Origin of the sequence: Chryseobacterium sp. X308 (assembly GCF_020733145.1) — a bacterium.
In the GTDB taxonomy this organism is placed as follows: Bacteria; Bacteroidota; Bacteroidia; order Flavobacteriales; family Weeksellaceae; genus Chryseobacterium; species Chryseobacterium cupriresistens.
On the sequence record NZ_JAJFZH010000005.1, the window covers coordinates 202,566 to 222,896 of the forward strand.

The 20,331-nt window shown below is 36.9% G+C and carries 17 protein-coding genes; 7 read left to right on the forward strand and 10 right to left on the reverse strand.

What is annotated here, in order from left to right; all coding sequences use genetic code 11:
• The first annotated feature begins 276 nt into the window (after positions 1 to 276).
• Positions 277 to 1,005 (forward strand): IND family subclass B1 metallo-beta-lactamase, encoded by a 729-nt coding sequence (gene blaIND / locus LIV57_RS07970; protein ID WP_227942200.1) that lies wholly within the window; start codon positions 277 to 279, stop codon positions 1,003 to 1,005.
• 52 nt (positions 1,006 to 1,057) lie between these two features.
• Here blaIND and LIV57_RS07975 read toward each other — a convergent pair whose 3' ends face one another.
• From LIV57_RS07975 to LIV57_RS07990, 4 genes are all read right to left on the reverse strand, one after another.
• The gene (locus tag LIV57_RS07975; protein WP_227942201.1) at positions 1,058 to 2,233 is read right to left on the reverse strand and encodes an aminotransferase class V-fold PLP-dependent enzyme; all 1,176 of its coding nucleotides are present in this window, start codon (positions 2,231 to 2,233) and stop codon (positions 1,058 to 1,060) included.
• A 100-nt stretch (positions 2,234 to 2,333) separates the two neighbouring features.
• Positions 2,334 to 3,473, reverse strand: coding sequence for a hypothetical protein (locus LIV57_RS07980; protein WP_202840598.1), 1,140 nt, complete (start codon positions 3,471 to 3,473; stop codon positions 2,334 to 2,336).
• Positions 3,474 to 3,498: 25 nt separating this feature from the next.
• Complete coding sequence (locus tag LIV57_RS07985; RefSeq protein WP_110011562.1) at positions 3,499 to 4,401, reverse strand: TssN family type VI secretion system protein; 903 nt, start codon at positions 4,399 to 4,401, stop codon at positions 3,499 to 3,501.
• Positions 4,402 to 4,455: 54 nt separating this feature from the next.
• Positions 4,456 to 5,373 (reverse strand): type VI secretion system baseplate subunit TssG, encoded by a 918-nt coding sequence (locus LIV57_RS07990; protein WP_227942202.1) that lies wholly within the window; start codon positions 5,371 to 5,373, stop codon positions 4,456 to 4,458.
• Positions 5,374 to 5,864: 491 nt separating this feature from the next.
• Here LIV57_RS07990 and LIV57_RS07995 point away from each other — a divergent pair, with 491 nt between their 5' ends.
• The 6 genes from LIV57_RS07995 (at position 5,865) to LIV57_RS08020 (ending at position 12,420) form a co-directional block, all read left to right on the forward strand.
• A complete protein-coding gene (locus tag LIV57_RS07995) occupies positions 5,865 to 6,656 on the forward strand; it encodes a S1/P1 nuclease (protein WP_110011560.1) in 792 nt (263 codons plus the stop codon).
• A gap of 342 nt (positions 6,657 to 6,998) precedes the next feature.
• The gene (locus LIV57_RS08000; RefSeq protein WP_002979276.1) at positions 6,999 to 7,865 is read left to right on the forward strand and encodes an RNA polymerase sigma factor RpoD/SigA; all 867 of its coding nucleotides are present in this window, start codon (positions 6,999 to 7,001) and stop codon (positions 7,863 to 7,865) included.
• A 185-nt stretch (positions 7,866 to 8,050) separates the two neighbouring features.
• Entirely contained in the window at positions 8,051 to 8,659 is a 609-nt protein-coding gene (locus LIV57_RS08005) for a hypothetical protein (RefSeq protein ID WP_227942203.1), read from the forward strand.
• Positions 8,660 to 8,674: 15 nt separating this feature from the next.
• Positions 8,675 to 9,175 (forward strand): GNAT family N-acetyltransferase, encoded by a 501-nt coding sequence (locus LIV57_RS08010; protein ID WP_227942204.1) that lies wholly within the window; start codon positions 8,675 to 8,677, stop codon positions 9,173 to 9,175.
• Between the two features lie 22 nt (positions 9,176 to 9,197).
• A complete protein-coding gene (locus LIV57_RS08015) occupies positions 9,198 to 10,316 on the forward strand; it encodes an FAD-dependent monooxygenase (protein ID WP_227942205.1) in 1,119 nt (372 codons plus the stop codon).
• 70 nt (positions 10,317 to 10,386) lie between these two features.
• The gene (locus LIV57_RS08020; protein WP_227942206.1) at positions 10,387 to 12,420 is read left to right on the forward strand and encodes a S9 family peptidase; all 2,034 of its coding nucleotides are present in this window, start codon (positions 10,387 to 10,389) and stop codon (positions 12,418 to 12,420) included.
• Positions 12,421 to 12,904: 484 nt separating this feature from the next.
• Here the strand turns inward: LIV57_RS08020 and LIV57_RS08025 are convergent, their stop codons facing one another.
• The 6 genes from LIV57_RS08025 to LIV57_RS08050 all read right to left on the reverse strand — a co-directional run bounded on the left by LIV57_RS08025 (position 12,905) and on the right by LIV57_RS08050 (position 20,292).
• Complete coding sequence (locus LIV57_RS08025; protein ID WP_227942207.1) at positions 12,905 to 13,381, reverse strand: heme-binding domain-containing protein; 477 nt, start codon at positions 13,379 to 13,381, stop codon at positions 12,905 to 12,907.
• A 13-nt stretch (positions 13,382 to 13,394) separates the two neighbouring features.
• A complete protein-coding gene (locus tag LIV57_RS08030) occupies positions 13,395 to 14,021 on the reverse strand; it encodes a DUF3347 domain-containing protein (RefSeq protein WP_227942208.1) in 627 nt (208 codons plus the stop codon).
• Between the two features lie 27 nt (positions 14,022 to 14,048).
• On the reverse strand, positions 14,049 to 16,814 hold the full coding sequence (locus LIV57_RS08035; protein ID WP_410673494.1) for a multicopper oxidase domain-containing protein: 2,766 nt from the start codon (positions 16,812 to 16,814) through the stop codon (positions 14,049 to 14,051).
• A gap of 104 nt (positions 16,815 to 16,918) precedes the next feature.
• Positions 16,919 to 17,392, reverse strand: coding sequence for a DUF3347 domain-containing protein (locus LIV57_RS08040; protein ID WP_227942210.1), 474 nt, complete (start codon positions 17,390 to 17,392; stop codon positions 16,919 to 16,921).
• A 121-nt stretch (positions 17,393 to 17,513) separates the two neighbouring features.
• Entirely contained in the window at positions 17,514 to 17,894 is a 381-nt protein-coding gene (locus LIV57_RS08045; protein ID WP_227942211.1) for an HYC_CC_PP family protein, read from the reverse strand.
• Positions 17,895 to 18,054: 160 nt separating this feature from the next.
• Positions 18,055 to 20,292: a TonB-dependent receptor plug domain-containing protein gene (locus tag LIV57_RS08050; RefSeq protein ID WP_227942212.1), complete on the reverse strand. Its 2,238-nt coding sequence runs from the start codon at positions 20,290 to 20,292 to the stop codon at positions 18,055 to 18,057.
• Positions 20,293 to 20,331: the final 39 nt, after the last annotated feature.

The following is a 20,331-nucleotide window of genomic DNA, read 5'->3' on the forward strand; positions in this document are numbered from 1 at the left end:
TGATTATTAACAAAAGCCAAAAATAATAAAAAAACAATAACGCAACAATGTTGCATTATTTAATTTTAAACTTTTACCTGAAACTATAGGAATAGAAATTACAGCTGTATAAAAATATCTTCTCTTCAAAAAGGATTAGCCTCTAATTGTTAAAAAACGGTTAAACCCTCCTTCTCTGAATATCCGAAAGTTTATTTTTAGTTAGGTTTGCAAAACAATCTGCAGACTTTGTCATTTCTGACAAATACAAACATTAATTATTACTCAAAAAAAATTATGAAAAAAAGCATTCCGTTTTTTATTATTTCGATGTTGCTAAGCCCATTGGCAAATGCTCAGGATACTCAGGTAAGAGATTTTGTCATTGAGCCTCAGATTCAGCCCAATTTTTATATTTACAAAACTTTCGGAGTATTCGGAGGGAAAGAATATTCTACCAATGCCGTTTATCTGGTGACCAAAAAAGGAGTTGTTTTATTTGATGTTCCATGGCAGAAAACCCAATATCAAAGTTTGATGGATACCATTCAGAAAAGACATAACCTTCCTGTGATTGCCGTGTTTGCCACTCATTCGCATGAAGACAGAGCCGGAGATTTAAGCTTTTATAATAAGAAAGGGATCAAAACCTACGCTACAGCGAAAACCAATGAGCTTTTGAAGAAAGATGGAAAAGCAACTTCTACTGAACTGATTAAAACAGGAAAACCTTACCGCATTGGTGGAGAAGAGTTTATAGTAGATTTTCTTGGGGAAGGACATACTGCTGATAATGTAGTGGTATGGTTCCCGAAATATAAAATACTGGACGGAGGTTGTCTTGTAAAAAGCAAAGCAGCAGCTGATCTTGGCTACACCGGAGAAGCCAATGTTGCAGAATGGCCGAAAACCATGACAAAACTTAAAAACAAATATTCGCAGGCAACTTTGATTATCCCCGGACACGATGAATGGAAAGGAGGCGGACACGTAGAACATACACTTGATCTTCTTAATAAAAAATAAATTAGAAGCGCCCTGGCGCATGCCAGGGCGCTTCGATTTTTAAACCATCATGTTAATGGTTACTGTTTTTTAAAAGCTGTGAAACCCTTTCAATTTCTTCCATTGTATTGAAGTAATGAGGTGATAAACGGATCGCATGATCTACATTTTTAGAGGTAAAATCTATTAATGCATCCTGTCTGCGGTTTTCCTTAAAAAACACGTTATGATCACTCAAAGCCTTATGAATTTTTTCAACCTTTCCATCTGCCTGGCAGAAAGTAACAATACTGCTTAATCTGTTTCCCTGATCCAACACTCTGAAACCGTAGTTCTGCAGATTGATTCTTAAAGTATCTGCCAACTTGCGGTTATAGCTTTCAATCTGATCCATTCCAATCGCATTGGCATAGCGTAAAGCCTCTGCAAATCCAGCCAAAGCAGCATAAGGTCTTTCAAAAAGTTCAAATCTTTTAGCAGAGTCATTGAGCTGAAAATCATCAAATAATGTCCATTGAGCCCCAAAACTATCTAAAAACAGAGGATACATCTTCTGGTTTAATACTTTATCTGAAACGTATAAAAATCCTGTCCCTCTAGGTCCCCGCATGAACTTTCTTCCGGTTGCCGTCAGAAAATCACAATGGATTTTTTCTACATCCACCACAATCTGTCCTACAGACTGACAGGCATCTACAAGATACAAAACATCATACTGTTTACACAACTTCCCCACTCCTTCCACATTCTGAATTAAACCGGAATTGGTAGGAATATGAGTAACCGCAATTAATTTCGGATTATGTTTTTTAATTAATCTTTCAAAGTCTTCCAGATCCAATTCATGGTCGGGAAGATTGGCAACCCTTACAATTTCAATATGACATCTTTTCTGCAGAGAAATAAAAGCAATCTGATTGGATATATAATCATCATTGGTGGTAATGATACAGTCACCTTCTTTAAAATCAATACTGGATAAAGCTTTTGCATAGCCATCTGTAGAACTGCTTACAAATGCTATATTGGAAGGTTTTGTATTAATCAGTTTTGCGGTTTCATCATAAAACCGGTTGATGAGACCTGTGTTTTTAGTTGCGGCTGTATAGCCTCCAAGCTGCTGCTCTTCATATAAAAACTTAATTGTTGCCTCTACAACGGTTTTTGGCATCAGTGATGCGCCTGCACTGTTTAAAAAAATCTTATCCGAACATCCCGGAGTCTCCTGTCTTATAACCTCTAAATTCATTTTTATCAATCCTTACAACAAATTTACTTTTAATTTTTCCTAAATACGACCATAAAAAATCCCGAATTTTCATCCGGGACTCTATTTTTAATTAATGATTTTAATCTAAAACACTCCAACCTCTTTTTGGATTCGTGTTCGTGGATACTTCCTGCTCATTAACGATAATATTTTCTTTTCTCTGACCAATATAATCAAGCTCGCTCAGTTTAGAGAAAATAATTTCAAGGCTTCTCAACATCTGTTGAATATAAAGCAATGGTTCACCACAATTATGGTGGTCATAATTCGTTTCTGCTACAATAGAAAGCTGATTTAATAAGGTATGAGGAGCAATCTCACTCCACTCTAAGCTGTAGTTCAGCATTTCCTCCAGTTCTGCCGGAACAAGAAGCTGGGTTGAATTGTATAAATGAAGCGCCAGTCTTGCAAAAGATTCAATTAAAAATACAGGTGGCTGCCATGGTGTTATATTTCTGAACTGGAAATACATATCACCAAAAGTATTGATCATGGTAGTACACAAAAACTTAACGTTTTGTGCTAAAGCTGTATTCTGATTTTTGTGAGAAGCTTTCTGGATAATTTTAAAAGCATACTGCTGAAGGTTTCCAATAGATTTTGCATAGCTGCTGTAATAATCTACCAAAGCCGGATGACTCTGCACAGAAGTACAAGGCGGAATAAAGTTGGAATCAACCTGGGCAATATTTCCTTTTAAATCTACCTTACCGATAATAAGATAATTTCCTCCTGAATAGCTGCTGTTCAAGGATGTTACTGGAAGCAGTTCAATATGATGATTCGGCTGTGCACTTGGGTGGCGTGGCGGAATTTCTTCAGGATCAATATCGCCGAAAGGTACTTTATCAAAAGGATTTACAGAGATCAGAATATAATATTCCCCGTCTGCCTGCTCTTCATTCATTGATTTCGCCAAAGACTTCACACTGATTCTTCTGTCTGTCAGTTCAATACGGTATCCTGCCATTGTCACAGCGCTGCAACGCTTAATTACCAGCTGTACGTCATTGGTTGCCGTATTGTGAACATCAAAAATGGTACGGTCTGTAAATTCATTGGAAATAGGCAGAAGCCCGTAGTTATATGTAGTAATTCCAAGGGAATTGGAATCTCTGATGGTATCAATTAAGAAATTATCCTGATCATTAAGGTGTCTCTGGGAAACTTTCATCCCATCCACCCAATTGATGGCAAAATGTTTAATAGGCTGTATCATGTTTAATACTTTTTAATTTTTTGTGTTATGATTTTCTTGTGACTCCCTCCTCTTCATGCTGAATAACTCTCTTACAAATCACCACTTCATTTTCAGAAATGTTGTTTGTCGTAATGTCGTGGTCGAAATCTATATATTTTCTAAAACTGAAAAACGATTTTTTGGTGTAAAAGATCCAGTAATAAGGCTCATTTCCCTCGTCTGAAAGATGAATAATGGAACCCGGATTTTTATGATTGTAATCATCTACTACCCTGTAGAACCAGTCTCCGAAAGTAACTCCGGTAGGAAGTGTTTTGGCTTTAATTCTGAAGCGGTTGGTATCTTCTAATTTTTTGCTCAGTTCAACATTCAGGACCATTAATCTGTCAAAATCAGCACCTTCAAAATCAGGCAGTTTCTGCTCCGGAGAATATCTCCACGTTTTATAAATATCAAAAGGAATGCTGATAAACTGAATATAGCAGTAATAAAAAACCATCGGAACCACAAAGATCACCATACTTGTCGCTGCCATTACAGCATATCCTGTACCTTTACTCATCAGGTTGAAGAGCAGTGTAAAAAGATATCCGCCCAAAGCGATACACGTCAGAGAAAGGATAGATTCAAACAGAATGCTCATTGCCAGAGAATCGATGTGCTTTTTGAAATATTTATGCAGCAGATTCACATGAATAATCCCAAAAATAAGATAGATCACCTGTGCAATAAGATACCAGTACGGATTAAAAAGGTTTCCCGCAAACCCGAAAACACCCGGAATAGCCAGACATAAGCTGCAGAGCAGTACGTATATAATAATTACTTTAATTTTTATCGCAGGTTTATTTCTCCTGATTACACCCAGTATAACCATCATAATAATAGCGATTAAAGGCATTAAGATATACCTTAGAAAAATACCTTTTACTGAAGAAATTTCCATTTGTTTCTTTTCGAATTTATACTTTGTTGGTAGTTGTAAATATAATAAAATAATTTAGAGGAATGTAGAGTATCCAAGGCGGCTGGCATTTCTTTCATCGTCCTCAAGACTGAATGAATATTCCTTCTTTTCGGTAACAAAATTCTCCTCTACGTCCACTGTTACAGGAAGAAAATAATCATACAGAGCCTGAAGCACATTTCTGAACGGACTTCCCGGAATATATTTCTTCATATCCCCGTAAGGAATAGGACCAATGTTTACCACCCAGTTTCGCTGCCCGTCCATATGAGGTCCGCTTGGAATATAGGTGACGCCCAATCTTGAATTTCCCAGTAACATGGAATCATCGTTTTTCTCGATTCCGTCAATAATATTAGGTGAAAAACTTACTTTTACCGGTACCTGCAGAAAAGCAGTCATACATCTTTCAAACCATCTTTTATCTCCTCTGATCTGATGGAAAAACGGTAAAATATGCATGAAAATATAAGCGTTCTGCTTGTCCAGCATTTTGATCAGAGGCCAAAGCTCACTCACTGTTTCCAGCAAAGAATCTGTATTGCTTGTAATATCAAATTCTGATTCTTTAAGCAAAGCACTTATTTCTGTAAAAAATACTTCCAGCTCAAAAGGCCGGAAAAACTTACGGGCATCATCTTCTACCCTTTTCTGCTTCCGGATTTCTCTTACCACAGTATCTACATTCTTTCTGGAAGCCCCGAGAGACGGCGGATGGAATAAACCTTCCGGAAGATAGTCATAAATACCTTCCCTGTAAGTCTCTATAGTAAAAACTTCCTCATCAAATCCTAAATAACTGCTTGAAATACTTTTAATATCTTTCAGGTAAGCACGGTCGTTTACGCCCACACGCTCAATGAATATATTACTTACCGCACGATGGTATTTCAAGAGGTTTACAGCCACAGCTTCAGCCTTAAAGTCTGTCTGCAGCTTATTGTAATGCATATCTACAATATTATTCTCATACATAGTGTTTCCTCTGATTATGACTTGTAAAGATAATATATCTCATAAGTTTGAAAAAATATTTTTACAACAATTTTATCCTAAAAATAATAATTTATTGACATTAATAGGAATAATTTTCTACAAATTCCGTGAAAATACGGTAAACAACCTATTTATTTGCTTTTTAAAATTTAAAATTAACTGTTCATAATCAATCGATTAAAGGGTTTTCATTTATAGTTCAAGGTTCAAGGTTCAAGGTTTAAAATTTAAAGTGTAAGTTGTGATTCAGATTTTACATTATAATCCGTATTGTTCTCTCCTGTTACCTTTATTACCGGAAAAATTCAAGCCGTCAAACCTACTTTAATTGCTTCTTTTATTTAAATTAAATTTTATTAACATCATCATATGGAATAAATTCAGGATAAAGCATGCTCATTCCGAAAGCGGGCCGTATCTTTGCAGACTGAAAATTGTTATTTAAAATGAAAAGTATTTATTCTAAAATTCTGATTTTAGCATTCATGGCCTCTTCACTTTATTCTTATGCGTGGGGATTAACGGGACACAGAGTGATTGCAGACATTGCACAAAACCACCTTTCCCGCAAAGCAAGAAGAGAGATAAAAAAGATCATGGGGAAAGAGCGTCTGGCTTATTGGGCAAACTGGCCGGATTTTATCAAATCTGATACAACAGGCGCATGGAAGCAGGCTTCATCATGGCATTATGTAAACATTGATCCGATGACTGATTTTAAAGCTTTTGAACAAAACTTAAAAGCACAGGCAGGGCCAAGCCTTTATACTCAGGTAAATACCCTTTCCAGCCAGATCAAAGATAAAAACACTTCTGAAAAAGACAGAAAAATTGCTTTGATCTTCCTTATTCACATTATGGGAGACCTTGCACAGCCACTACATGTAGGAAGAGCTGAAGACCTTGGTGGAAACAAAATCAATGTTACCTATTTCGGGGAAAAAACAAATTTACACTCTGTTTGGGATGGAAAATTGGTAGATTCTCAAAAATACAGCTACACCGAATATTCTAAGCTTTTAGATATCAAATCTAAAGAAGAAGTAGCACAGATTCAGTCCGGAACACTGGAAGACTGGTTGTACGATTCTCACAAAATCGCCAATAAGATCTATGCACAGACTCCAAATGATTCTAAATTAGCTTACGATTACCAGTACAAGTTTAATGAAACGATGGAAAGACAGCTTCTATACGGTGGATTGAGACTGGCAAAAGTATTGAATGAGCTTTTCTAAGTAGATTGCGAGTTGCGAGTTGCAGGTTCATTAACTATAATAGCCTGCAATAGTAATCTTAGATATAAAACGGGACTTTGGTTTCGTTTTTTTTGTTTAAGGTTTAAGGTTTAAGGAAATTATAGAGTTTGTAAATGAACTTACCTCTTTTAGAATTTATATTTATTTTTTTAAATGATAAACCAAAACACACAACAATTTAGTTATCAGTTATTTAATCTATTATTAAAAAATCATTAATACATTTTATAGTATACTTTGCAAAAAATATTGAATCCTGTGTAACCTTTTTACCTTTTCATACGTATATATTATAGTAACTCTTTTTTGAGGAAAAAATAAATGAGACAATTAAAAATCACTAAGCAGGTTACCAACAGGGAAACTGCTTCATTAGACAAGTATTTGCAGGAAATTGGTAAAGTGGAACTGATCACTGCGGACGAGGAAGTAGAATTGGCACAAAGAATACGTGCAGGCGACAGAGCCGCACTTGAGAAATTAATCAAAGCCAACCTTCGTTTCGTAGTATCTGTATCTAAGCAATACCAAAATCAGGGTCTTTCTTTACCCGATTTGATCAATGAAGGTAACTTAGGATTAATGAAAGCGGCAAAAAGGTACGATGAAACTAGAGGTTTCAAATTTATCTCTTATGCAGTATGGTGGATCCGTCAATCAATTTTACAGGCATTGGCTGAGCAGTCAAGAATTGTAAGATTACCATTGAACAAGATTGGATCTATCAACAAAATCAATAAAGCATACGCTCACCTTGAACAGGAAAATGAAAGACCACCTTCTCCGGAAGAATTGGCTGAAGTTCTTGACATGAGCGAGGAAGATATCAAAGAATCTATGAAAAACTCCGGAAGACACCTGTCTATGGATGCGCCTTTGGTAGAAGGTGAAGATTCTAATCTTTATGATGTATTACGTTCAGGAGAATCTCCAAGTCCTGATAAAGATCTGATGCTGGAATCTCTGCAAATTGAGATTGAAAGAGCATTGAATACTTTGACGCCAAGAGAGGCTGATTTAGTAAGATTGTACTTCGGACTGAACGGAAAACACCCAATGACTTTAGAGGAAATTGGTGAAACTTTCGATCTTACAAGAGAGAGAGTTCGTCAGATCAAAGAAAAAGCAATTAAGAGACTAAAACACAATACCAGAAGCAAGATCCTTAAATCTTACCTGGGTAAATAATTTTAGCGTAAAAATTTTATAGGCGGAGTCTGTTTTCAGGCTCCGTTTTTTTATGGATGTAACATTTTTCAAAGTTTGCTCAACTAATTAAAATCATATCCTTTAATCCCTTGTGGTAGCATTGAAATGATTAATTTTAATTGCTTTGGATATGATGCTGATTTTCAACCAAAACAAAACATACTATGAAAAAAATACTTTTCGCTTCTGCTGTGGTTCTTTCTTTACTTTCCTGCAGTGAAAACAAATCGCATCAGGCTCCTGTGGTAGAAAACGCAGTTGACAATGCCGAATCTTCAGTTTCAGGCGCTATTAAAAAAAATACCAGGTACTCCTCACGTGAAGGAAATCTTGTTCATGAAATCTATCAGGAGCTTATAAAAAATGATAAAACTTTACAGGATCTTGACTTAAGAATAGAAAATATTCAAAAGGAAGCTGAAACCTCCATTTCGGAATATGATGATATTATCGGTAAATCGGAAACATATTATAATGATGCAACGGCACTATCAAATTCGGTAACCGATTCTGTTACAAAGAAGCAAATTGAAAAAGAGATAAAAGCAAGCGCTGAAAAATATAATGTAAAAACACAGACGATCAGAGACCTCACCGCTAAAATAAAAGCAAACAGGACCACACTTCATGATCAATACCTTGTATTCAAAATCAGAAAAACACTTCCTGAAATTGAAAAATATCAAAAAGCTCATCCTCTGAAAACAGATAGTCTCAATCAATTTATCAACAAGCAGAATAAACTGCTGCAGGAACTGAAAAATCTAAAATAAAAACCATTACACCTCATGAAATATACGACCCAATGGCTTACCGATAAAAGCCGCGTGAAAGAACTTGTAGACTTTTTTATTACCCATAAAACAGATGCTTATATTTCTCATGGCGAAATGATGTCCGGCAGAGCCATAGACTCTCACCACTGGAATCCTGATCTTGAACTGATCCTGACAGAACAGCTGATCACCGATTTTAATTCCGATGGCAGTTCCAAACTGAATATCCTGATTGCAGAAAATGAAAATGGAGAAATTGTCGGTATGATGGTTTTTAACGTGATTAACAGTCCTTTTAAAAAATATGCCATTCTGGAGGATATGCTCCTGGATCAGTCTGTGAGAGGGCAATCCCTTGGAAGCAAACTGCTGGAGAAAGCTATTCAAGAATCTAAAAGCTGGAATATCAGTTTTATCTTATTAGAAAGTGGAGTCAACAACCATGGCGCTCACAACTTTTTCAGTAAGTACGGTTTCAAAAAAGTGTCGGAGAGTTATATTTTAAGTTTATAAATTAAAATCCAGGTCCTAACTTATGAACATCATTTCAATTATCGGAGCCGGAATCGGAGGACTTACCCTCGGAAATGTACTGAAACAACATCAGTATGATTTCGCGATCTATGAATCTGCGCCTGAAATAAAACCTGTAGGAGCAGGAATTATGATGGCCGTCAATGCAATGCAGATATTCGATAAATTAGGTTTAAAGGAAAAAATTGAAAAAGCAGGTAATAAAATTCACAGGATTATTATTACTGATGAATCTTTAAAAACTATTTCCAAAACGGAGATTAACAAACTGGAAGCCCTGTACAATTCCTGTAATGTTGCGATTCACCGGGCTGAGCTTCAGAAAATACTTGCTGAAAATTTAAGCCCTGATTCTATACAGCTTAATCATTCATTGCAAAAAATAAAGAAAGAAGAAAACTATATTTTGGATTTTGAAAATGGAACCGAGATTGAAAGTCAGATTGTTTTCGGTGCTGATGGCATAAAGTCGTCTGTCAGAAATCAGATCATGAAAACCGGCATAATAAGGGATTCCGGGCAGAAATGCTGGCGTGGCCTGGTAGATTTTGATCTTCCTGAAAAACATCATCAGGAAGCTTTTGAAATATGGGGCAAAGGAAAACGTTTCGGTTTTGTAAAAATTTCTGATAAAAAGGTCTACTGGTATGCCTGTATCAATGAGAAAAGCTTCGGAAAGGATTTGAAAATTGCAGAGATCTTTAAGGATTTTGATGCTTTGGTTTTAAAAATTATTGAGGCTACAGCCGATGAAAATATTATCTGCAACATTATTTCTGACCTCGCTCCTATTCCTCAGTGGTATTCTGAAAATCTCTGTCTGGTTGGTGATGCGGCTCATGCTACCACTCCCAATATGGGACAAGGTGCCTGCCAGGCCATTGAAGATGCTTATATCATCGGAAAATTGCTGGAGAAAAATCAGAATTTCAATGCAGTTTTTGAAGCGTTTCAAAGTATCAGAAGAAAAAAAGTAGATTATATTGTCAATACAAGCCGTACCATCGGAAAGGTTTCTCAATGGGAAAAAGGAAATTCACTCCGGAATTTTCTGATGGGTTTAATTCCGGAAAGCATCAATCAGAAAATGGCAAAAAGAATTATAGAACTGGAAATGTAGATTATTATGATAAGAAAAGATACAAATTAAATCATAAACAATTTATTAATAACAACTAAAACTTAAAAACATGAAAAAAATCTTTTATGTATTGCTCCTGCTCATAGGAGTTCATACGGCACAAGCTCAGGAAGTCCCTGTACTGGACAGAGCTTTATTCTTTGGTAACCCGGAGATTGCCGGAGGACAACTGAGCCCCGATGGGAAATGGATTTCCTTTACAAAAGAATATGAAGGGATTATGAATATCTGGGTAAAAAAAATTGATGAACCTTTTGAAAAAGCACGTCCTTTAACAAACAGCAAACGCCCGTTGAATGGATATTTCTGGACAGAAGACGGAAAATATATTCTGTATGTAAAAGATAATAATGGGGATGAAAATATGAATATTTTTGCAGTAGATCCTATGGCAAAAGTAACAAAAGGAGTTCCGGAATCAAGGAATATTACACCGCTTAAAGACGTTACTGCAAGTATCTACATGGCAAGCAGAAAAGATCCCGATTTGCTGATGATTGGATTGAATAACCGCGATAAAGCATGGCATGATCTGTATTCGGTGAAAATTTCTACAGGAGAACTGAAAAAGATTTATGAAAATAAAGACCGCATCACCAGCTATGAATTTGACTGGGATGAAAAATTAAGGGTTCTTTCCAAAACGGATGATAAAGGAACGACACAGTTTTTTTATAAAGAAGGTGATAAACTGACTCCTATTTACGAAACACTGGTAACGGAAAGTGCTTATATCTCCAACTGGAACGAAGACAATTCTAAGTTTTATCTGGTAACCAATAAAGGAGATCTTGATAAATCTGCTCTATTCCTGATGGATCCTAAGACAAAACAGATCACAAAAGTGGAAAGTGATCCTAAAGATAAAGTAGACTTTGGAGGGCTGTTTCTGGACAGAAATACAAGAAAGATGATTAACACCTCGTACACCGGAGATAAAACGGAGTATTACTGGAAAGATAAAGCATGGGAAGCTAACTACAAATTTCTGCAAAGCAAATTTCCCGGAAGAGAGGTGGCTTTTTCAAGCTCAACCAATGACTATTCTAAGTTTCTGGTTTCTGTAGGAGGAGATAAATATGCTTCAGAAGCCTATTTCTTTGATGCCAAGACAAAACAGCTGATATTCCAGTATACGCCAAGAACAGAACTGAAAAAAGTTGAAAAATACCTGGCTGCCATGACTCCTATCAGCTATAAAAGCAGTGACGGACTTGAAATTCCGGCTTACCTGACTTTACCTGTAGGTTCTTCTGGAAAGAATGTTCCTGTTGTGGTTTTAGTACACGGAGGCCCGAAAGGTCCAAGAGATTATTGGGGATATAACTCAACCGTACAATTTTTAGCTAACAGAGGATATGCCGTGCTTCAGCCTAACTTCAGAGCAAGTGGCGGATATGGTAAAAAGTTCCAGAATGGCGGAGATCTTCAGTGGGGAAAACTGATGCAGGATGACATTACCTGGGGTGTAAAATATCTGATCGATCAAGGAATTGCAGATAAAAACAAAGTGGTCATCATGGGAGGAAGCTACGGTGGCTATGCAACGCTCGCAGGTTTAGCTTTCACTCCTGATGTATATGCTGCCGGAGTAGATATCGTAGGACCTAGCAATTTATTTACGTTGCTGGATTCTGTTCCTGCTTACTGGGAATCTGCCCGTGCATTCCTTTATGGGATGGTAGGTGATCCAAAAACAGAGGAAGGAAAAAAGCGGATGCATGATGCAAGCCCACTATTCAGTGTAGATAAAATCAATAAACCATTACTGATTGTTCAGGGAGCTAATGATCCTAGAGTAAAGCAGGCTGAAGCAGATCAGATTGTTATTGCTCTTCGTGATAAAGGGAAAAAAGTAAATTATATCTTAGCCGATGATGAAGGGCACGGATTCCGTAAACCAGTGAACAGTATGGCGATGTATGCTGAAACCGAAAAATTCCTTGCTGAAGTAATCGGAGGAAGATATCAGAAAGAAATGCCTGAAAATGTGGCAAAACGTCTGAAGGAAATGACGGTTGATATTTCAAAAGTTACTTATACACCAGCAAAGACTGAAAAAGCCGTGGGAGCTTCTAAATAAAAGCATCCTATATATTACATAAAGCCATCTCGTGAAACTGAGGTGGCTTTTGTTTTTTACATAAACTCATAACGTTTGTAATCACCCATCAAGTCGTACAAGCAAGCATTTAAATTATAATAAAATTTACTATCCTCATAAATACCACAATAGTGACACACTACATTTGGATAATTAATAATGAAAATTACTATTATAATAGATTTAAAACGCAAAGGCTTCACTTTTTGAATAGTAAAATTTTAAGGGAGCAAAGCCGGAATCAATTTCATTGATTCTTTTTAAGCGAATGTATTATTTAAAGCTTCATCAGCGACAAAGTCGCAACTCTTTGCCCTCTAAAATTAAGCATTGCAATGATCTATTCTTTGCGTTTACATACAGTTTGCCAACAACTAACATCTATTTGAACTGCAGGAGCTTCTGAATAAAGTTTCTGTATCCATAAACAAAGCCATTCGTTTCAGAATGGCTTTTATTTTTTTTAATTCTTATTGGTTTTATTATTTTCAGTCTGCACCAACTCGATCCAGCGGACCATTTCTTTTATCTGACTTTCAGAAAGCACTGCTTTAGGATGTAGATAAGTATAAGACGTAAGCGGCATTTTTTTCTGCTGGATCTGATTAGCAACAGATTCTAATTTATTGGCCTGCTTACGTTGACTGTAGCTACCCCATTCATTAAAATTCAATTCTTCTTTTCCTTTTTTTATATGTTTTTCAATATAATACCGTAAAGGCTGTATATAGGAATAGAACGGATAATGCGTAGAATTGCTGTGACAGTCATAACAAGATTGCCTCAAAACAGACTGTACATTATCAGGAACTTTATAAACCTTTGAAATATCTGTTGAAGGAACCTGCCCGTAATCAATATTACGGGCAGGCTGAATGATCTGAATAAGTAAAAAAATGAGAACAAACCCTAAAAATATGCTTTTAATGTGCCGGTTCATTTCTTTTTACATTTTAAAATACTTTTTTTACAGAGCCACAGTTAATCATTTTCTGTCCCTCATATGGATTGACAATCTCCTCCGACTCGCTGATCCAGGTTCCACCTTTTCCGTTATTGTACATTGGACAGAAATCCTGGTATAATTTTAAACCGCCTGTTCCCTGTTCTTTTATTAAATCGGTGATATCATTACTCAGGGAAAGCAGATGTTCTCTCTGATGAGCTATATCTTCAGATTTTTTACCTATATGTTCTGCGTTGTCTGCTGCACTTTCTATAATATCACGCAACTCAGAATTGTTTTTTGCATCGGTTGTACTGATGTCTATTTTCTTTAAGATGGAAAACAGGCTTTTAGCCGCATCGGAAGCTTTTTTAGAATCATCCTGAGCAAGGGCATTTTTTAGAGGAAGGTAACCTTTGATAACTTGCTGAATCGGAAAAGCTGAAAGCTCATCTGCTTCTTTTTTATTTTCCGGGTTTTCTTTTACCACCTGATTTGAAGTTGCACCAGCCTCAGTTGTTTCTATTGTTTTAATTTCCGGTTCAGCGGCCTTGTTTTCGGCTATTTTATGATCGGGTTTATTACAAGAATATAATGTAGCTCCCACAAACAATACGGTTATTATATTTTTCATTGTTTCTTAAATAATAGGGTTAAAAAATTAATACGTTAAAGTGACACCTGCGCCCCAGCCCAGTTCGTTATCATAATTTCCTGAAAGAGACAGCCATTTTTGAACGATATATCGCAATCCGGTTGAAAACTCACCGTCTGAATTGACAGAGAAATTTCCTCTCAGCCTTCTGGAAAGCGGGATATCTTCGCGGCTAAGCTCCAGTAGTACTTTTCCGTTCTGATCTACACTTGCATCAGCAGTAATCAGCATTGGCAGCACATACTGCATACCCACCATGAATGTAAACTTATTTTTGGAGGCTTTCTGCTGTCCGAACCAGGTCTTTTTACCATGAAAATCCGTTCCCATATCTTCTGCCATCTGTCTTTCCATGATCTCATGATTCTTTTGAACTCTGATTCCGGCATAAGGAAGCGCCCACTGGAATTTACCTAAAAAACGTCCCACTTTCGCACTTCCTTCGAAATGATCAAAGTTCCAGTTGGAATGAAACTCATTAAGGTTAGCCCATCTAGGCCCGAACATCGTCATCGTTTCTGCATGGATTCTATTGCTTGCTACATCCAGCATCGCCATAGAACTGGTCATTTTATTATCCTGTATAAAATTTTTCCAGGCTAATTTCCTGTTGGGAAGCTGCGGATTGGGCTTTGAGTTTTCATAACTGAAGATTCTTCCCATACCTGCCATCATATGGTATAAAATGTGACAGTGGAAAAACCAGTCTCCATCCTGATTCGCAGCAAATTCTATCGTTACGGTTTCCATCGGCATGATATCCACAACATTTTTCAGTGGAGAATATTCTCCCTTTGAATTGATCAATCTGAAATCATGACCGTGAAGGTGCATCGGGTGGCGCATCATAGAATTATTATACATCTTGATTCTAAGAACCTCTCCTTTTTTGATCAGAATTTTATCTGTCTCTGTAACCGTTTTGTTATCCAGTGTCCACAGATAATGATTCATATTCCCTTCCAGCGTAAATTTCATTTCACGAATACTGTCTGTGGGAAGAATGGTTTTCTCAGGAGATTTCAAAATATTGTAAGACAGTCTTTTGATTGTTTTCTCTTCCTTCATATCCATTCCGGCATGTTGAGAATGATCCTCTTTCTGATCTTCCTTCGTCTTCACGCCCATCATTTCATTGATGTGCTTCGCTGTAGTCTTTCTCTGGCTTTCGGATAATTCAGGGTACATCACTTCGTTCATATCCATCATCTGATTTCCCATCGTCATATTCATCGGTTTCATATTTCCGCTCATCTCCATCATACCGTTCATCATTTTCATGCCTTCAAAAAGCATCAGCCTTGGAAGATTGGGAGCTTCAACTTTTTCTCCTGAACCCAGCCAAAGAGAAGCGTGTCCTATTCTGTCTTCAGAAGTCGCTCTGAATTCAAAGCTTTTGTTTTCAGGAATGGTCACTTCAATATCATAGGTTTCGGAAACTCCGACAATCAGGCGGTCAACTTCTATAGGAACCACATCATTTCCGTCATTTCCCACTACTTTTATCTTTCCTCCACCATAGTTCAGCCAGAAATAGGTAGAGGAACCTCCATTGGCAACTCTCAGTCTTACTTTATCACCAGCTTTTACATTAGAATAATCTGAGCTGGGAACACCATTAATTAAGAATTTATCGTAATAGACATCACTTACATCCATGGCTTCCATTCTTTTCCATTCATTCAGTACTTTTGTTCCAAAATTTCCGGATTTGATGGCTTCCCAGTAACTCTGTACGGCATTTTTCTTTACCGCATACCAGTCTGTATTCGCCATATGAAGCCTTCTTGCAATCTGCATCGGATCATCATCACTCCAATCTCCGAGTAATACCGGAATTTCAGCATTGTATGTTGTTTTCGGCTCACCTTCTCTTTTTTTGAAAACCAGAATACCGTTCATCCCAATCTGTTCCTGAAGGGCTTCGTGCGAATGATACCAATAGGTTCCGTTCTGAGAAATTCTGAATTTGTATAAATGAGTTTCCCCGGGTTTTACAGGTTTTGTGGTAAGGTATGGAACACCGTCATGTTCATTGGGAAGAATCACGCCGTGCCAATGCAGCCCTGTATTTTCTTTAAGCATATTGTGCAGGTAGATCTCAGCGGTATCTCCTTCTGTAAAATATAAGGTCGGAGCCTGAAGCTTCCCGTTGATTGCAATTGCTCTTCTGTTTTTTTCTGTAAAATTGACAATCGTATCTTTTACATAGAGATCGTAACGAACTGTTTTTCCTCCGAAAGTAATCTTTCCATTTTCTGAATTACGTTTTAAAACAGATTTTTCTTCTTTAGGATTTTCAGTCTGTGTATGGGAATGATCTTCTTTTTCTACCAGTTCCATCCCGCATTTCGGACATTTTCCCGGTTTGTCCGAAACTATTTCAGGATGCATCGGGCAGGTATACGTAGTTTGAGCCTGTTTCTGAGCTTTAGATTCCGATTGATTTAAATCCTGAGTTTTAGCCGGCAATACAGTCTTTGTTTCAGATTTAGCATCATTAACCTTTTTAGCTTCTGCTTTTTTCTCAACCTTTCTCTTATTTATTTTTGTTTCTGCAGGTTTTGCTTTAGTCTCTGTTTTAGGGGTAGGTTTTACTTCCGGTTTTGCTACTTTGGGTTTTATAACCACTGTTTTTTTCACGAGAGTCATTCCGCATTTCGGGCAGTCTCCGGGTTTTGATGACACCACTTCCGGGTGCATCGGACAGGTATAATACGTTTTTGTAGTTTGTGCGAAAGTAAAAACAGAGAATAAAAGCATCAGAAACATTATCAGTTTTTTCATAATATTTCGAACTTTTTAGAAGCTGTATGGATTAAAGTTAATTCTAACTTAAACCATACAACTCATTGCTTTTAATAATAATACAGCAATTAATTAATTTCTGACTTTACACTTCCGCAAGAAAGCATAGACTTCCCATAGTATGGGTTAGCGATCTGTTTTTCATCGCTTAGCCAGCTTCCCTCTGCCATTGGGCAATATTGTACATACACTGGTTTTTCAGAAAGTTTGAACTCTTTGGTCAAAGCAATCATATTGTCGGAAAGATTGAAAAAAGTTTCTCTTTGTGCGGCTACGGTTCTTGCTTCAGAAATGGCAGAAGCATCTTTTCTGAGAATATTAAGATTTCCTTCAGAAACAACTTTATAGTCGATGGCTGAAGCTGTTTTAATGAATTCTGTTGCTGCTTTTGAAGTTGTGTCAGCATCATCTGAAGCTAAAGCTGATTTAATAGCGATATAGTTCTGATACAGCTTAATAACCTGAGCATCCTTTTTAGATTGTGCTGATAATGAAATGATTGAAAATAAAGATAAGGCTGCTGTGATGATATATTTTTTCATTGTTTTAAATTTTAGAATTAATTTTTTAATAAAGAATAAAGGGTAACGCATCGGTAAGTGCGTCAGAACATGTCGTCTGTAACGGTATATGATTCATTATACCGGAAACGACTGACGGATTCTAAATTCTAAAATTACAATGATTGATATAAATAGGGACCGGCCGGTATTCAGGCGGCGCATTAATCTGGATCTGAGTAAATTTTGTAGCTGAAAAAGACTTGTCAACAACTGGAAACTGCTGTTTCACCGGAATTTCTGAAACTGCACTTAAGAAATCCACATTCAGATAATCTGATTTCTGTGAATCGTCTACTTTTACGATTTTGATCTCTGTTTTGCAGCATCCCTTTTTATCTTTAACTCCGCATTTTCCACAGATGTCATCTACTTTCTGGCTTACGGAAACAAATTCTTTCATGCAATAGTGAATGCTAAATGCTGCTCCGGAAGAGAATCCGAAGTAGAAAATAGAAAACAATATGGCAAGAATCTTTTTCATTGGTAAGACAAAGTTAAAAATATCTGTGATACCGTTGTTATAAAATTTGGTAATGTTGTTATAAAATTCGGGTAAATAAAAAGCTTCCAAAAAATTTGAAAGCTTTTATTTTACATATTTTCTGACAGATTAAGATAAAATCAACCTCAACCTTTATTTTTTACAGTTTGAATTCCAGTTTTACATTAAAGAAACGTCCTGTAAGACGTACCGGAACAGGATACATATAATTGCTGTTATAATCTGTGATCCATTGGTTCGCAACCGTATTGTTAATGTTAAATGCGTTGAAAACCTGAACGCCTAATGTCAGCTCCTCAAAATTACCCCAGAAACCGGATCTCTTATTTTTTTCTTTTGGATCAATAAATACCTTTGTCAATCCTAAGTCTACCCTTTTGTAGGAAGGCAGAGTCTGCTGATAATTATAAGCTGAACCAAAATCCGGCTGTCCGTTACTGTTAAACATTACGGGAGCTCCTGTAGGTAATCCCATAGCGTACACGAGGGTAAGGTTCACACGCATAGACGGAAAACTTGGCATATAATCCTGATAGAACATCGCAAACCTCAACCTTTGATCTGTAGGTCTTGGAATATCTCCTCTTCCATCAATATTTTCATACACTCTGGCATAACTTGCAGATAACCATGAATCTACACCAGGAACAAATTCTCCGAATAACCTGGTATCGATACCATACGCATATCCTTTTGAATTATTCTGCCCGGAATAACGAATCCTTACATTATCCATATAATAAGGGATCAGGTTATCCATTTTCTTGTAATAAAGTTCCGTTGTCAGTTTGAATGGTCTGTCATACATCTGGAACTCATAATCATTGGCAAGAATGACCTGGATAGAACGCTGCGATTTTATATTAGAGTTAAAATTACCATCCAAATCTTTAATTTCTTTATAGAAAGGAGCCTGATAGTAGATTCCCCCTGAAATTTTGAACAACATATCGCTGTCCCAATCCGGTTTGATCGCAAATTGGGCCCTTGGTGAGAAGATGGTTTCTTTATTGAAACTCCAGTTGGCAACACGTACTCCGGCATTCACAAACACTTTACTGGCTCCCCAGTAGAACTTCTGTGAATATTGTGCGTATGCTGAAAGTCTTGTAGGCTCAATATTATTTTGCCCGGCAATATAATAAGCAAGCTTAAGATCTCCTGTGGTTCCTGTTCTCGGATCAATAATTTCCGGCCTTGGAAGGCTGTATCCTGCAGAGTCTACCAACTTCCATTCATTGGTAAGATCTTTCAGGTTTTCTTTTTCATATTTAAAGCCTACCTCAAAGTCTGTGTTTACATTAGGTGAAAATTTAGCTCTGAATTGTGTTCCGTAGGTTCTTACAAACAAGTCGTTTCTTGCATGTTCTATTTGTCCTCCCACATCAAAAGACGTTACAGGCTGCTGTGTCACCGGATCAAAAGTCTGAAGCTCGTATGCTGACTGTATCGTGTAATATTCTCTTTCTCTGTTCTGATAAGCAAAGGCATCCAGGGTAAGCTTCCACTTGTCTGCCGGCTTATAGTTCATAGAGAATGTTCCCATCATATTTTTATATTGGTCATTTTCCTGACCTCCATAGCCAATATTTACGGTAATAGGCTGCTGAAGACTTCCGAAAGTAACACTTTTTGCCCTTGGGATCATCTCATAATCATTCTTGGAATAATATCCTATGAATGACATGGAGAATTTATCATTGACATGATAGTTCAGATAAGACTGGAAATCCCAATAGGTTGGATTAAAGTCTGTATCTTCTTTTAAGGTATTAAGGACAAGGTTGGTATTTCTGTATCTGCCGGAAAATAAAGCAGTAAATTTTTTATTTTTTGAAGCCAGACCTGTTGTAAGCCTTCCTCCAATTAAGCTTGCCTCTCCTGAAACTTCAAATTTTTCAGGCTCACGGTAATAGATATTTAAGGCAGAAGACATTTTATCGCCATACTTAGCTTCAAATCCTCCCGCAGAAAAATTCACTGCGGAAACCATATCCGGGTTGATAATACTCATCCCCTCCTGTTGAGAGTTTCTGATCAGGAAAGGTCTGTAGATCTCAATATCATTAATGTAGATCAGGTTTTCATCATAGTTTCCACCACGAACCATATATTGTGAAGACAGCTCGGTGTTGGAGTTTACGGAAGGAAGTGTTTTAAGCAATCCTTCAATTCCACCATTAATAGAAGCTACTGATTTCGCTTCTTTTGCTGAAATTCTTACGTTGGTAAGGTCGTTTGTTTTTCCTGTTGCTTTTTTCTGGAAGACAACTTCCTCTATATCGGTTACTTTAGTGGTCGCTGTATCTTTTTTCCTTTGCTGGGAGAAAAACAATACAGGGACCATAAGGCTTAGCGGTAAAACTAGTTTTTTCAAAAGAAATGTTTTAGAATTTCTAAAATTAATGTTTTTTTA